At 59.9% G+C, this 14,174-nt stretch carries 13 protein-coding genes; 8 read left to right on the top strand and 5 right to left on the bottom strand.

All coding sequences use genetic code 11. The annotated features are described in order from the left end of the window. Positions 1-26: 26 nt before the first annotated feature. The 7 genes from HU722_RS01510 (at position 27) to HU722_RS01480 (ending at position 7,780) form a co-directional block, all read left to right on the top strand. Positions 27-1,685, top strand: coding sequence for a Na/Pi cotransporter family protein (locus HU722_RS01510; protein ID WP_049710721.1), 1,659 nt, complete (start codon positions 27-29; stop codon positions 1,683-1,685). Between the two features lie 57 nt (positions 1,686-1,742). Further along, on the top strand, positions 1,743-3,125 hold the full coding sequence (locus tag HU722_RS01505) for a M16 family metallopeptidase (protein ID WP_065875656.1): 1,383 nt from the start codon (positions 1,743-1,745) through the stop codon (positions 3,123-3,125). Between the two features lie 72 nt (positions 3,126-3,197). Continuing rightward, entirely contained in the window at positions 3,198-4,229 is a 1,032-nt protein-coding gene (locus HU722_RS01500) for a DUF5924 family protein (RefSeq protein ID WP_065875655.1), read from the top strand. A gap of 54 nt (positions 4,230-4,283) precedes the next feature. Continuing rightward, positions 4,284-5,432 carry an ABC transporter permease gene (locus tag HU722_RS01495; protein WP_065875654.1) on the top strand — a complete coding sequence of 383 codons (1,149 nt, stop codon included), beginning with the start codon at positions 4,284-4,286 and terminating at the stop codon, positions 5,430-5,432. Next, complete coding sequence (locus HU722_RS01490) at positions 5,429-6,232, top strand: ABC transporter ATP-binding protein (RefSeq protein WP_065875653.1); 804 nt, start codon at positions 5,429-5,431, stop codon at positions 6,230-6,232. The genes HU722_RS01495 and HU722_RS01490 overlap by 4 nt, the downstream gene beginning before the upstream one ends. 1 nt (position 6,233) lies before the next feature. Further along, the gene (locus HU722_RS01485) at positions 6,234-7,172 is read left to right on the top strand and encodes an MlaD family protein (RefSeq protein ID WP_186753123.1); all 939 of its coding nucleotides are present in this window, start codon (positions 6,234-6,236) and stop codon (positions 7,170-7,172) included. Continuing rightward, positions 7,169-7,780 carry an ABC-type transport auxiliary lipoprotein family protein gene (locus HU722_RS01480; protein ID WP_065910204.1) on the top strand — a complete coding sequence of 204 codons (612 nt, stop codon included), beginning with the start codon at positions 7,169-7,171 and terminating at the stop codon, positions 7,778-7,780. Before HU722_RS01485 ends, HU722_RS01480 begins: the two co-directional genes overlap by 4 nt. Positions 7,781-8,035: 255 nt before the next feature. On the opposite strand, the gene HU722_RS01475 is transcribed toward HU722_RS01480, so the two are convergent. The 5 genes from HU722_RS01475 to HU722_RS01455 all read right to left on the bottom strand — a co-directional run bounded on the left by HU722_RS01475 (position 8,036) and on the right by HU722_RS01455 (position 12,447). Then, positions 8,036-9,265, bottom strand: a complete 1,230-nt coding sequence (locus HU722_RS01475) for a nucleoside recognition domain-containing protein (RefSeq protein WP_065875650.1) — start codon at positions 9,263-9,265, stop codon at positions 8,036-8,038. 98 nt (positions 9,266-9,363) lie between these two features. Beyond that, complete coding sequence (gene gltP / locus HU722_RS01470; protein ID WP_186753124.1) at positions 9,364-10,695, bottom strand: glutamate/aspartate:proton symporter GltP; 1,332 nt, start codon at positions 10,693-10,695, stop codon at positions 9,364-9,366. 752 nt (positions 10,696-11,447) lie between these two features. Continuing rightward, on the bottom strand, positions 11,448-11,915 hold the full coding sequence (locus HU722_RS01465; RefSeq protein WP_065875649.1) for an inhibitor of vertebrate lysozyme family protein: 468 nt from the start codon (positions 11,913-11,915) through the stop codon (positions 11,448-11,450). 2 nt (positions 11,916-11,917) lie between these two features. Next, entirely contained in the window at positions 11,918-12,082 is a 165-nt protein-coding gene (locus HU722_RS01460) for a DUF1328 domain-containing protein (RefSeq protein WP_003170804.1), read from the bottom strand. A gap of 80 nt (positions 12,083-12,162) precedes the next feature. Continuing rightward, a complete protein-coding gene (locus HU722_RS01455) occupies positions 12,163-12,447 on the bottom strand; it encodes a hypothetical protein (RefSeq protein WP_065875648.1) in 285 nt (94 codons plus the stop codon). Between the two features lie 379 nt (positions 12,448-12,826). On the opposite strand from HU722_RS01455, the gene algB reads away from it, so the two are divergent. Further along, positions 12,827-14,173: a sigma-54-dependent response regulator transcription factor AlgB gene (gene algB / locus HU722_RS01450; protein ID WP_065875647.1), complete on the top strand. Its 1,347-nt coding sequence runs from the start codon at positions 12,827-12,829 to the stop codon at positions 14,171-14,173. The last annotated feature ends 1 nt before the right edge of the window (position 14,174 follow it).

Here is a 14,174-nt window from a genome sequence, read left to right as displayed (position 1 = left end):
GCGCACACCCACACGGGGGGCCGAGCATGCTGACCTTGCTCAATCTGCTTTCCGCCGTGACCCTGCTTATCTGGGGCACGCACATCGTCCGTACCGGCATCCTGCGGGTCTACGGCTCCAACTTGCGCCAAGTCATCGGGCAGAACATGTCCAAGCGCTGGCTGGCGTTTGTCGCCGGTATCCTGGTGACCGCCATGGTGCAGAGCAGCAACGCCACGGCGATGCTGGTGACGTCCTTTGTTGGCCAGGGCCTGATGGGACTGATGCCCGCCCTGGCGACCATGCTGGGCGCCGACGTCGGTACCGCGCTGATGGCGCGCGTGTTGACCTTTGACTTGTCCTGGCTGTCGCCGCTGCTGATTTTTCTCGGGGTGATTTTCTTCCTGTCGCGCAAGCAGACGCGGGCAGGGCAGTTGGGCCGGGTCGGCATTGGCCTCGGGCTGATCATCCTCGCGCTGCAACTGATCGTCGAAGCCGCCGGGCCGATCACCCACGCACAGGGCGTGAAAGTGCTGTTCGCTTCATTAACCGGCGACATCCTGCTCGACGCCCTGGTCGGTGCCTTGTTCGCGATGATTTCCTACTCAAGCCTGGCTGCCGTGCTGCTGACCGCCACCCTGGCCGGCGCCGGCGTGATCGGCCTGCACGTGGCCATCGGCCTGGTGATCGGCGCCAACATCGGCAGCGGCGTGCTGGCCTTCCTCAGCACCAGCATGCAGAACGCCGCCGGCCGCCAAGTGGCCTTGGGCAGCTTGCTGTACAAACTGATCGGCCTGCTGCTGATCATCCCGGTACTCGACCCGCTGGTGCTGTGGATGGACGGCCTGGACTACAGCGCCCAAGGCATGGTCATCACCTTCCACCTGCTCTACAACGTCAGTCGTTGCCTGATCCTGTTGCCCACCATCGGCCCGATGGCACGGCTGTGCGCCTGGCTGCTGCCTGAGCGTGAAGAGGTCAACGGCAAGGCCAAACCGCGCCATCTGGATCCTACCGCGCTGACCACGCCGAGCCTGGCACTGGCCAACGCCGCCCGCGAAACCCTGCGCCTGGGCGACCTCATCGACAACATGCTCACCGCCATGCAGGAGGTACTGCGCGGCAAACAGACCGCTATCACCCAGGAAATGCGCAGCCTCAGTGACGATGTCGAAGCGCTCTACAGCGCGATCAAACTCTACCTGGCGCAAATGCCCCGCGAAGACCTCAGCGAACAGGACAGCCGCCGTTGGGCCGAGATCATTGAGTTGTCGATCAACCTGAAACTGGCCGGCGACCTGATCGAGCGCATGCTGCGCAAAGTCCAGCAGCAGAAAACCTCCCAGCGCCGCCAGTTCTCCGAAGTGGGCCTGGAAGAACTGACCGGCCTGCACGGCCAACTGATCGCCAACCTGCGCCTCGGCTTGTCGGTATTCCTCAGCGCGGACCCGGAAAGCGCTCGCCAATTGCTGCGCGAGAAGCGCCGTTTCCGCGCCCAGGAACGCCGTCTGGCCCACGCCCATGTCAGCCGCCTGCAGCGCAAAATCGTACAGAGCCTGGAGACCAGTTCCCTGCATCTGGAACTGATTGCCGACATGAAACGCCTGAACTCGTTGTTTTGCAGCAGTGCTTATGTAGTGTTGGAAACGTCCGACACCGGCGCGCTCTCCGCCGAAGATATTGCCGACATCACACACTCGCCCTGAACGGATGATGGCCCGTGAAGTCAGTTAAAGCTGACCTCACTCGCCAGGAAGCTTGTTATGCGTCGCCTGTTATTCGCTTGCCTGCTCATGAGCTGTGCCCACGCCTTTGCCTTTGACCGCCTGCAAGTCGAGGGCTACACCTTGCCCAACGGCCTGCAATTGCTGCTCAAACCGGGCACTGAGCGCGGGCACGTGGCGATTCGCCTGGTGGTGGGCGTAGGGCTGGATGACTTCAGTTGCGAGGACAAAGAGCTGCCGCACTTGCTGGAACACTTGCTGTTCAGCGGCATCGACGGCGGCGGCGAAGGCGAACTGGAAGACCGCATGCAAGCCTTGGGCGGGGAGTGGAACGCGTACACCAGCAATGCCGACACCACCTTTGTGATCGAAGCGCCCGCGCAAAACCAGCGCAAGGTGCTCGACCTGCTGCTGGCGATCATCACCCGTACCGAACTGACCGACGCCAACATCAACGCCGCCAAACAAGTGGTCGAGCGCGAAGACGGCGGCCACTATTCACACCTGCAACGCCTACTGGACCGCCAGGACCTGGGCCACACTGCCAGCAATCAACTGGCCGTCGAGCTTGGCCTCAAGTGTGCTGAACGTGCGGAGGTCGATCACCTGACCCGCGACCAATTGGAGAAGCTGCGCAAAAACTGGTACGCGCCTAACAACATGACGCTGATCATCGTCGGCGACCTCGACAAACTGCTGCCGGCTTATCTGGAACGCACCTATGGCCAACTCGACCCGGTCGAGCCGACTGAACACCCCGCGCTGCCTGACATCCAGCACGCCGCCGCCAGTCATCGTGAACTGATTCACGGCTGGGTAGGCGACAGCGCCAAGCTGCACTGGCTGTTTCCCGAGCCGGTGCTGGACGAACAGCACGACGAAACCTACGACTTGCTCAAGGACTACCTCGACTGGGCGCTGTACCGCCAACTACGCCTCAAGCACGGCTTGTCCTACGGCCCCTGGAGCGAACGCGAAGTACTCGGCGGCGTCGGCTTCCTCAGCCTGAACGCCGACCTTGAGCGGGAAAACCTCCCCGTAGCCGAACAGGTACTCCAGGACCTCAAGGCGCAACTGCTCAAGGATGGCCTCGACCCTGCGGTATTCGCGCGCCTGCAACAGGCTGCAATCGCGCGCCAGGCCTGGGCCGTTCAAGGTAACAGCGCGTTGGCCGACTACTATTGGAGTGCATCCAGCGATTACAACAAAGGCCGCTTCAGCGACCCGGCCAAGCGCATCAAGGCGGTGAGCCTGGACCAGACCAACCAAGCCATGCGCCAAGTGTTCAAGCAGCCCGGCTACTGGCGCATCGAGAAACCGCTGCTGAGCTATGACGCCCTCAGTTGGATCGGCGCCGGCGTACTCGGGCTGATCGCCATTATGCTGATCGGCGTGCGGGTTTATCGCAAACGGATCGCGTAATGAGGCACCGGACGACGGGCTAAGACGCTATTCTGTCTCGGATTTTTCCCTACAAAGACTGCGAACCGCCGAATGCCAAACCTGACCCGCATAATCACCCGCATCCTCGAGCTGATGAAGCGCTACCCAGGGGTGATTGCACTCGGCGGTTTTATCTCGGGTGTGTGCAGTTTCATCCTGGTGGATCGCCAGCAAGGCATGGCGAGCTGGATCGCCGTGATCATGCTGGTGAGCTGGCTATGGCTGATGCTGGAAAACAGCTTTACCCAGCTGTTCACCAAAGTCTTCAAGCGCGAAATTCCCGAACCCCTGTTGCGCTACGCGACCCAGATGATCCACCAGGAAAGTCTGTTTTTTGTGCTGCCGTTCTTTTTTGTCACCACCGCCTGGAACAGCGGCCAATCGATTTTCACCGGGCTGCTTGGGGCGGCGGCGCTGGTGTCGATCATCGACCCGCTGTACTACAAGTGGCTGGCGCCCAAGCGCTCGCTGTTTCTGGCGCTGCATACCCTGACACTGTTCGCCGCATTGCTCACCGCACTGCCGATCATCATGCACCTGACCACGGCCCAGAGTTACAAGCTCGCCCTCGGCGTAGCCATGGTCTTGTCGATTCCGAGCCTGGCGGTGAGCCTGCCGCTGCGCAGCCTCAAAGGCTGGGCGATGCTGCTCGGGGTCACTGCCGCCATAGGCTGTGCCGGTTGGTTTCTACGCAGCTGGGTACCGCCAGCCACGTTGTGGATGACTGAAGTCGCCATCAGTACCCAACTGCAAGACCGCACCCCCGGCGATGACCTCAAGGAAGTCAACGCCGCGCAGCTGCGAAGCAGCGGGCTGTACGCCTACACCGCGATCAACGCCCCGCGCGGGCTGGATGAACGGATCTACCACGTGTGGAAATTCAACGGCAAAGAGGTCGACCGCATCGCCCTGGATATCCACGGCGGGCGCAAAGAGGGCTATCGCGCCTGGACCCACAAGCAGAATTTCCCAGGCGACTCGGTAGGCCGCTGGCAAGTGCAGGTTTTGACAGAAGACGGGCAGGTGATCGGCGTACTGCGGTTCAAAGTCACCGACACAGCACAAACGGACAATCCAAAGTAGGACGTATCGTGCTATTACGTAGGAATTGTGGATAGCCAAACAAGCTCGGAGCTTATGACCACCCGTACGACCGCCGGCGCAGCTCACCTTGATACGTCCACCACCCCGCCACAGCTGAGGATTACGGGGGACTGGACGCTTGCCCACTATGCCGGCCTGAAGAAGCTGTCGGACAAACTTGACGGCCAATACGACGCCGGCGCGCGCATCGACCTCAACGGCCTCGGCGCGCTGGATACTGCCGGCGCCTCGCTGCTGGTGGAGTTGCTGGGGCCGACCCGTATCGAGCAATCCGCCGAACAGACCGATTGCAGCCTGTCAGCCGCCGACCGCGCGCTGCTGAAGACCGTCTACCGCTCCCTGAATGATTTTTGCGTGCCGGAGAAAGCACCGGAAGAAGCCACCGGCATTCAGGTGCTGGCGCGCATCGGCAGGGCGGTGGACACCGTCTGGCAGGACAGCAAAAAACTGCTGGGCTTTATCGGCCTGATTCTCGAAACCTTTGCTCGCGGTATTTTCCGCCCCAAGCGCTGGCGCATCACGCCGATGGTCGCGCACATCGAACAAACCGGCCTCGACGCTGCGCCTATTGTGGCCCTGCTGACCTTTCTGGTCGGCGCCGTCGTAGCGTTCCTGGGCGCCACGGTGCTCAAGAGCTTTGGCGCGACGATTTTTACCGTGGACCTGGTGGCCTTCTCTTTCCTACGCGAGTTCGGCGTGTTGCTTACCGCCATCTTGATCGCCGGCCGCACCGCCAGTGCCTTTACCGCGCAGATCGGCTCAATGAAGGCCAATGAAGAAATCGACGCCATCCGCACGCTGGGCCTCGACCCGATGGAACTGTTGGTATTGCCGCGCGTGCTGGCGTTGCTGGTGTCATTGCCAATGCTGACCTTTCTGGCAATGCTCTCCGGGATTGTCGGCGGCGGCGTGGTCTGCGCCGTGGCGTTGGATATTTCCCCGGCAATGTTTCTCTCGTTGCTGCAATCGGACATTGGTGTGCAGCATTTCCTGGTGGGCATGGTGAAAGCGCCGATCTTCGCCTTTTTGATTGCTGCCATTGGTTGCCTGGAAGGCTTCAAGGTCAGTGGCAGTGCCGAGTCGGTCGGCGCTCACACCACCTCCAGCGTGGTGCAGTCGATTTTCGTGGTGATCGTGCTGGATGCGGTGGCTGCGCTGTTCTTCATGGAGATGGGCTGGTGAGTCGTCTACACCGAGCGCCCAGTGAGGCGGTGATTGAAGTGCGCGGGCTGTGCAATCGTTTTGGCAGGCAGAGCGTGCACGAGAACCTCGACCTGGATTTGTACAAAGGCGAGATCCTCGCGGTCGTCGGCGGGTCCGGCAGCGGTAAGTCGGTGCTGTTGCGCAGCATTGTTGGCCTGCGCCGGCCCAGCGAAGGTGAAGTGCGGGTGTTCGGTAAAAACCTGCCCAATCTTTCGGAACACGAACGCTCGCTGGTGGAACGACGCTTCGGCGTGCTGTTCCAGAAGGGCGCACTGTTTTCCTCGCTGACCGTCACCGAAAACGTCGCGCTGCCACTGATTGAACACGCCGGCCTCAGCCGCCGCGACGCCGAGCACTTGGCTGCGGTCAAGCTGGCCCTGGCCGGGCTGCCGCTGTCGGCGGCCGACAAATACCCGGCTTCGTTGTCGGGCGGCATGATCAAGCGCGCGGCCCTGGCCCGTGCGCTGGCGCTGGACCCGGACATCCTGTTTCTCGACGAACCCACCGCCGGCCTCGACCCGATTGGTGCGGCGCAGTTCGACCAACTGATCCTGACCCTGCGCGATGCGCTGGGCCTGAGTGTGTTCCTGGTCACTCACGACCTGGATACGCTGTACACCATCACCGACCGCGTGGCGGTGCTGGCACAGAAGAAAGTGCTGGTCGCCGGTGCCATCGACGTCGTCTCGGAAACGGACGACGCGTGGATTCACGAATATTTCCACGGCCCCCGGGGCCGCGCGGCATTGGATGCCGCTCAATCGCTTAACGAGGTATGACATGGAAACCCGAGCCCATCATGTGATGATCGGTCTGTTCAGCGTGATCGTGGTGGTCGGCGCGCTGCTGTTCGGCCTGTGGCTGGCCAAGTCCAGCATCGACAGCGCTTTCCAGGATTACGAAGTGGTCTTCAACGAAGCCGTCAGCGGGCTTTCCCAGGGCAGTTCGGTGCAGTACAGCGGCATCAAAGTGGGTGACGTTATCAGCCTGCGCCTGGACCCCAAGGACCCGCGCCGCGTCCTCGCACGCATCCGCCTGGCCGGCCAGACGCCGATCAAGGAAGACACCCAGGCCAAACTGGCACTGACCGGTATCACGGGCACCTCGATCATCCAGCTCAGCGGCGGCACGCCCCAAAGCCCCGAACTCAAAGGCAAAGACGGCAACCTGCCGGAAATCATCGCTTCGCCTTCGCCCATCGCGCGCCTGCTCAATAACAGTAACGACTTGATGACCAGCATCAACCTGCTGCTGCACAACGCCAACGACATGTTCTCCGCGCAGAATGTCGAGCGCCTGAGCAACACATTGGACCACTTGGAAAAAACCACGGGGTCCATCGCCGACCAGCGTGGCGACATCAAGGTGGTGATGCAGCAACTGATGCAAGTGAGTAAGCAGGCCACTGCCGCCTTGGAGCAAACCACGGTGCTGATGCGCAATGCCAACGGTTTGCTCAACGATCAAGGCAAACAAGCCTTTGGCAGCGCAGAAAAAGCCATGAAGTCTCTTGAACAGAGCACCGCCACCATCAACACCTTGCTGACAGACAACAAGAGTTCGGTAAACAGCGGCATGCAAGGCCTCAATGAACTGGCACCGGCCGTGCGCGAACTGCGCGAAACCCTCGGCTCGCTGCGCGCTATCTCTCGCCGCCTGGAAGCCAACCCCAGCGGTTACCTGCTGGGCAGCGACCAGAACAAGGAGTTCACGCCATGAAGCGTGCTTACCAAATGATCGCCCCTGTGGCCCTGGCGCTCGTCAGCGCGTGCTCGATCCTGCCCAAGGCCGACCCTTCGGATGTGTATCGCCTGGCCTCGGCCCAGACCACCACACAGGGCACCCCGGTCGCCTGGTCGCTGCGCGTGACCAAGCCGCAGACCAGCGAATTTCTAGACAGCCCGCGCATTGCCGTGGTGCCCAATGGCGACCTGATCAGCAGTTATGCGAACTCGCGCTGGAGCGATCCCACCCCGGTGCTGTTGCGTAATCGCCTGCTGGACGGGTTTCAGCGCGATGGGCGGGTAACGTTATTGAGCACCGACGAGACCAATCTGCAGGCCGACTATGAGCTGGGCGGGCAATTGCAGGCATTCCAGAGTGAGTACCGAGGCAGTGCGGTGGAGGTGGTGATTCGCCTGGATGCGCGGCTGGTGCGGGGGAGTGATCAGCGGATTATTGCCAGCCGGCGATTTGAGGTGAGACAGCCGGTGAATGACACCAAAGTGCCGGCCGTGGTGGCTGGGTTCGGGCTGGCGGGGGATCAGTTGAATAAGCAGGTGGTGGATTGGGTGGTTGCGCAGGGCAATAGTGCACCGAAACGCTGAGGGCCTCTTCGCAGGCAAGCCAGCTCCCACATTTTGATGTGTGAATACAGTCAAATGTGGGAGCTGGCTTGCCTGCGATAGGCATAGGTATCTACACATTTTAGATGTGATAGTGCGTAGCAGCTGTCGAGCCCTGGCGAGGCTGCGTTTGCGGTCTGTCTGACACACCGCTGACGCAGCCTCGCCAGGGCTCGACAGCTGCTACGCAGAGGGCTCGCTCAAGATGTGTAGATACCTATGATAGGGTTTTAAGCCTCAGCCAAAGAACCAGTAGCACACCGCAATCGCCGCCACGACGCCGGCAAACTCCGCCAGCAACGCACATCCCACCGCATGCCGCGCCCGCTGGATCCCCACCGAACCAAAATAAACCGCCAACACGTAAAAGGTGGTCTCGGTACTGCCCTGGATCGTCGCCGCCACCAGCGCCGGGAAGCTGTCCACACCTTGGGTTTGCATGGTCTCGATCAGCATCGCCCGCGCGGCACTGCCGGAGAACGGCTTGACCATGGCAGTGGGCAAGGCATCCACAAACCGCGTGTCCATGCCGGTCCAGGCCACGACGTGGCGAATACCTTCCAGACCAAAGTCCAGCGCGCCGGATGCTCGCAGCACGCCGACGGCACACAGCATCGCCACCAGGTACGGCAGCAGATTCTTGGCCACATCGAAGCCTTCTTTGGCGCCTTCGACGAACGCCTCGTACACCTTCACCTTACGCAGCGCGCCAATCACCAGGAACAGCATGATCAGGCCGAACAGCGTGAGGTTGCCGAGGATCGACGACAAGCCAGCCAGTGCGGTGGCGGACAGCGTCGCCAGCAACGCCATGAAGCCGCCCAGCACCAACGCACCCGGAATCAGATAGGCCAGCACCACCGGATCCCACAGCCGCAGGCGCTGCATGATCGCCACCGACAACAGACCCACCAAGGTAGACGCACTGGTCGCCAGCAGGATCGGCAAAAACACCAGCGTCGGGTCCGCAGCACCTTGCTGCGCGCGGTACATGAAGATGGTCACCGGCAACAGCGTCAACGAAGACGCGTTGAGCACCAGGAACAGGATCTGCGCGTTACTCGCCGTGTTGGGGATGGGGTTGAGTTCCTGCAATGCCTTCATCGCTTTCAAGCCGATGGGCGTTGCCGCGTTATCCAGGCCCAGGCCGTTGGCTGCAAAATTGAGGGTGATCAAGCCAATGGCAGGGTGGCCGGCGGGCACTTCAGGCATCAGGCGGCGAAACAATGGGCCCAGCGCCTTGGCCAGCCAATCGACGATCCCGGCTTTTTCGGCGATGCGCAAAAAACCCAGCCACAGCGTCAGGGTGCCGAACAGCAGCACCATCACTTCCACCGACAGTTTGGCCATGGCGAAAATGCTTTCGACCATTACCGCAAAAATCCCGGCATTACCGCCAATCAGCCATTGCGCCAGTGCTGACACCATTGCCACGACAAAGAAGCCAAGCCACAGGCCATTGAGCATCAGTTGAATCCCCCAAAGAATGGGGCGAATGATAACGGGGCTGGCAGAAACGACAAACCCCGGAATTTTCCGGGGTTTGTTTCAGAGCCGTCGTGCTATCAGCTGCGCGTGGCTTGGCCGACCGGCCGCGCTTGCTTGCTGCGCCAGTGCGGCAGGGAGTTCCAGTAGCGCTCGCCCTTGGCGTCGTCGTACATGCCTTCCCAACGGGAGATGACCAGTACGGCCAGGGCGTTGCCGATCACGTTGAGCGCAGTACGCGCCATGTCCATGATGCGGTCGACGCCGGCGATGAACGCCAGGCCTTCCAGCGGAATGCCCACGCTGCCCAGGGTAGCCAGCAGTACCACGAAGGACACGCCCGGTACACCGGCGATACCTTTGGAGGTGACTATCAAGGTCAGCACCAGCATCAGCTGCTGGCCAATCGACAGGTCGATGCCGTACAGCTGGGCAATGAAGATCGCCGCGATGCTCTGGTACAGGGTCGAACCGTCGAGGTTGAACGAGTAACCCGTCGGTACCACAAAGCTGCAGATGGCCTTCGGCGCGCCGTAGGCTTCCATCTTCTCGATCACGCGCGGCAGCACGGTTTCGGAGCTGGCGGTGGAGTAGGCCAGTACCAGCTCATCCTTGAAGATGCGCATCAGCTTGATCACCGAGAAGCCGAACAGGCGGGCGATCAGGCCAAGAATCACGAAAGCGAAGAACAAGATGGCGACGTAAACCAGAATCACCAGCTTGGCCAGCGGCAGCAAGGAGGCGAAGCCGAAGTTGGCGACGGTCACGGCGATCAGTGCGAATACGCCGATCGGGGCGTACTTCATGATCATGTGGGTGACTTTGAACATGCTCTCGGACACGCCCTGGAACATGGTCACCAGCGGCTCACGCAGATCAGGCTTGAGGCTCGACAACCCCAGGCCGAACAGCACGGAGAAGAAGATGATCGGCAGCATTTCGCCACGGGCCACGGCGGCGAAGATGTTCGATGGGATCAGGTTGAGGATGGTCTCGATGAACGCATGCTCATGCTGCACTTCGGCGGCAGTCGCCTGGTATTTGGAGATATCGACGGTACCCAGGGTACTCATGTCGATGCCAGCACCCGGGTGGAACAGGTTGGCCAGCAGCAGGCCGACCACGATGGCGATGGTGGTGACGATTTCGAAGTAAAGGATGGTTTTGACGCCGATACGCCCGAGTTTTTTCGCGTCACCGACACCGGCAATGCCGACGATCAGCGAGGAGATCACAATCGGGATCACGATCATCTTGATCAGGCGGATAAAGATATCGCCCGCTGGCTGCAACACATTGCTGATCCACCAGGCCTTTTCAGCGCTGAAATGGTTGAGCACAGCACCGATTGCGATCCCCAGCACCAAACCGATGAGGATCTGCCAGGCGAGGCTTAGCTTTGCCTTCTTCATGTCATTACCCTTACTTCAAGTGAACTTAAGGCAAACGCGCCAGCTGCAACGCCCGAGGGCGAAAAAGTGTGTGCATCTGCCTCCATGGAAGGTCACCGCAGCGTGGCCGAAATGGCTTACTGGCAGGCGAAAAAAGGCGCAACTATTCCCATGCAAGGGAGCGACGTCTAATGCCGTAAACGCCTACCCTATGCCGAATCGGCATGGTCTTTTTTCATAATAACTGTCCGAACGGTCAGTTCAAATGTGACATTTTGTCCGACAAACATGCCGTGAACCTGCCAAACCCGGCTCGCGCAGAGATTCAGCGCGTGTCGCGAGCATTGCTAGAAATGCTTGGGAACTCCGCTGTTTAGTGTCAGAAATGCCCTATAGGCCCAGACCAATTTTATCGATAGATGGTCGAGCCGACACACTAAGAAATGGTTGGGAACAAGCAGAACGGAAATTTGCGACTAAGGGAGGTACAGGCAGGTATATGAAGAGGGACAACGAGGCAGAGGGTTTACGTCATAAGCGCGCCGCAAGTTCAGCAAGCCATAAGCTTGTGAACCTGCGTCGCAGCCTTTCGCCTGACCCGGCCCTTTCGCAGGTACTCCCTGTACCCGTAGGTCACGCCGATCGCGATTGATCAGCACAACCCGGCCCCTTGGTCATGCACAGCACTTGGCGTGCTGTGCAGATAGAAAGAAGCGAGGGGGCTTCTTTCCATGGACGCTAGTTCCGCAGACGACAATCGCGTCAAACGGAACCTAGTACCAATTCGGATCTTTCTTGAGTTGCTCCATCAGGAGCTTCTGCATGCCCTCGTCCGGCTTGCCGATAAAACGGTAGTCGGCGTGCCGCGTGGGTGACTTGTCCGCCGGCAGGCCGGCCGGGACTTCCACCAACATGGCGTAGGCATCTTCCTTGTCGAGGCTGAAGGCAACGATCAAGCGCTTGTTCAGGCACGTGTCAGCGGTTTCGCAGAGCGGCCCAACCAAATACTTATCACCGTCTTCTTCCACGGCATTCATTTGCTCGGCCGTGCCCGACAGGTTCAATACCCATTCCGGCAGACGCTCTTCTTTCTTCACCACGCCTTGCCAGGTTTCACGGTATTGCGGGTCCGCGCTGAGCAATTCGTTGGCTCGGGATTGGCCGTCATTGGCGGCCATCACCAAGCCGCTACCGCCCAGAAGCAGGGCGGCAGTAATGGCTTTGAAGGACAGAGTGGTCATTTTCAGCCTCGGCCGCGACGACCAAAGAAGAAAGAAGCGATGAACATCACCAGGAAGACCACAAACAGGATTTTTGCGATACCCGTGGCGGTGCCCGCGATACCACCGAAGCCCAAGACTGCAGCCACAATGGCGATGATCAGAAATGTGATTGCCCAACTCAACATGGTGATTCTCCTTATCGTTCTTTAAGAGGTAACAGCTGTGGTGCCGTACAGCCACTCAACACAAGTGGCCTTTTTGTTGCCTAGAACACCCAACGCTCTTGGGATGGCAGTTCACTCAGGGAAGACGCCTGGTCAACCATCCGCAATTGCGGGGCTGTTGCGCTGGGAGCAACGCTGCCAACGGAACGGAAATGGGTCTGGGTCATGGCCGGACGCTCAAACTGAGGAACCTGCTGCTGACTCTGCTGCCAATGTTGCAACTGCTGACCACCAATCAACGTGACCATCAGCGCCAAGCTGGCAAACAGCCCTTGCTGCAAGCGCAGTGGCGATACACGCAATTGGCTAAGGCTTTGGCGAGTCATGCTGCTGGTCTCCCACATTTTGATTATTTGTTGAGAGGGATATTGCAGAGCGCATGCCAGTTTTTTTACAAAATAAAACCTAATTAAATCAATAACTTATCTATTCATGAATAACCATGAGCCCAGCATCCTGCACGATCCCCCACTTGGCGCCGTGCGAAATGCACGACGGCCAGCGGTCGGATCAAGGGATAGAAAGCGGAAGGTGTGTTGCCGAACTGGCAAGACGGCATGAAAACGCCATCAGACGGGGGTTTGTAGACAGGACTGCAGATACCTGCACGAGGTCGTCATTTATCGATCAGAATAAACCATGCAACTTGCCCGATTATTCCGGGACTAAACACCATCATTCATACTTTTAGGGAGCGCGGGACAGATGGAATCAGCCAAGGAACTTCAAGGCCGCATTCTTTTAGTGGATGACGAATCCGCGATCCTCCGCACCTTCCGTTATTGCCTGGAAGATGAAGGCTACACAGTGGCTACCGCGAACAGCGCTGCCCAGGCCGATACCTTGATGCAGCGCCAGGTGTTCGACCTGTGCTTCCTAGATTTGCGCCTGGGCGAAGACAACGGTCTGGATGTGCTGGCGCAGATGCGCATCCAGGCGCCTTGGATGCGCGTGGTGATTGTGACCGCCCATTCGGCGGTCGACACCGCTGTTGACGCGATCCAGGCTGGCGCCGCCGACTACTTGGTGAAGCCGTGCAGCCCCGACCAACTGCGCCTCGCCACCGCCAAGCAACTGGAAGTGCGTCAACTCTCTGCGCGCCTCGAGGCCCTCGAGGGCGAAGTGCGCCAACCGAAAGATGGCCTCGACTCCCACAGCCCGTCGATGATGGTGGTGCTGGAAACCGCACGCCAGGTGGCCGGGACAGACGCCAACATTTTGATCCTGGGTGAATCCGGTACCGGTAAAGGTGAGCTGGCACGAGCCATTCACGGCTGGAGCAAGCGCTCAAAGAAATCCTGTGTGACCATTAACTGCCCATCGCTGACCGCAGAGCTGATGGAAAGTGAGTTGTTCGGCCATAGCCGTGGGGCCTTTACCGGTGCCAGTGAAAGCACCTTGGGCCGTGTCAACCAAGCCGATGGCGGCACGCTGTTTCTCGACGAGATCGGCGACTTTCCACTCACCTTGCAACCTAAATTGCTGCGATTCATCCAGGACAAGGAATACGAGCGTGTGGGCGATCCGGTCACCCGTCGTGCCGACGTACGTATCCTCGCGGCCACCAACCTGAATCTGGAAGACATGGTGCGCGACGGCCGTTTCCGCGAGGACTTGCTGTATCGCCTCAACGTGATCACCTTGCACCTGCCGCCGCTGCGCGAGCGAAGTGAAGACATCCTGACCCTGGCCGACCGTTTCCTGGCGCGCTTCGTCAAGGAATACGCCCGACCTGCACGCGGCTTCAGCGATGAAGCACGCGAAGCGTTGCTCAACTATCGCTGGCCGGGGAATATCCGTGAGCTGCGCAACGTGGTGGAGCGCGCCAGCATCATTTGTCCCCAGGAGAAGGTCGAAATCAGTCACCTTGGGATGTCTGAGCAGCCGACCAACAATGCGCCGCGTATCGGTGCGGCGCTGAGCCTCGACGAGCTGGAGAAGGCACACATCGGCGCCGTTCTCGCTACCAGCGACACACTGGACCAGGCGGCTCGCACCCTGGGTATCGACGCGTCGACCCTGTACCGCAAACGTAAACAGTACAACCTGTGAG

This window comes from Pseudomonas tritici, from assembly GCF_014268275.3.
Classification (GTDB): Bacteria; Pseudomonadota; Gammaproteobacteria; order Pseudomonadales; family Pseudomonadaceae; genus Aquipseudomonas; species Aquipseudomonas tritici.
This window is presented reverse-complemented; position numbering and strand designations above follow the sequence as displayed.

Excerpts from the sequence above, each read along its gene's own strand:
- HU722_RS01460 (WP_003170804.1), bottom strand. The coding sequence starts at position 12,082 with ATGTTGAGTTGGGCAATCACATTTCTGATCATCGCCATTGTGGCTGCA.
- HU722_RS01455 (WP_065875648.1), bottom strand. The coding sequence starts at position 12,447 with ATGACTCGCCAAAGCCTTAGCCAATTGCGTGTATCGCCACTGCGCTTG.
- gltP (WP_186753124.1), bottom strand. The coding sequence starts at position 10,695 with ATGAAGAAGGCAAAGCTAAGCCTCGCCTGGCAGATCCTCATCGGTTTG.
- HU722_RS01500 (WP_065875655.1), top strand. The coding sequence starts at position 3,198 with ATGCCAAACCTGACCCGCATAATCACCCGCATCCTCGAGCTGATGAAG.
- HU722_RS01475 (WP_065875650.1), bottom strand. The coding sequence starts at position 9,265 with ATGCTCAATGGCCTGTGGCTTGGCTTCTTTGTCGTGGCAATGGTGTCA.
- HU722_RS01495 (WP_065875654.1), top strand. The coding sequence starts at position 4,284 with ATGACCACCCGTACGACCGCCGGCGCAGCTCACCTTGATACGTCCACC.
- HU722_RS01465 (WP_065875649.1), bottom strand. The coding sequence starts at position 11,915 with ATGACCACTCTGTCCTTCAAAGCCATTACTGCCGCCCTGCTTCTGGGC.
- HU722_RS01505 (WP_065875656.1), top strand. The coding sequence starts at position 1,743 with ATGCGTCGCCTGTTATTCGCTTGCCTGCTCATGAGCTGTGCCCACGCC.
- HU722_RS01510 (WP_049710721.1), top strand. The coding sequence starts at position 27 with ATGCTGACCTTGCTCAATCTGCTTTCCGCCGTGACCCTGCTTATCTGG.
- HU722_RS01485 (WP_186753123.1), top strand. The coding sequence starts at position 6,234 with ATGGAAACCCGAGCCCATCATGTGATGATCGGTCTGTTCAGCGTGATC.
- HU722_RS01480 (WP_065910204.1), top strand. The coding sequence starts at position 7,169 with ATGAAGCGTGCTTACCAAATGATCGCCCCTGTGGCCCTGGCGCTCGTC.
- algB (WP_065875647.1), top strand. The coding sequence starts at position 12,827 with ATGGAATCAGCCAAGGAACTTCAAGGCCGCATTCTTTTAGTGGATGAC.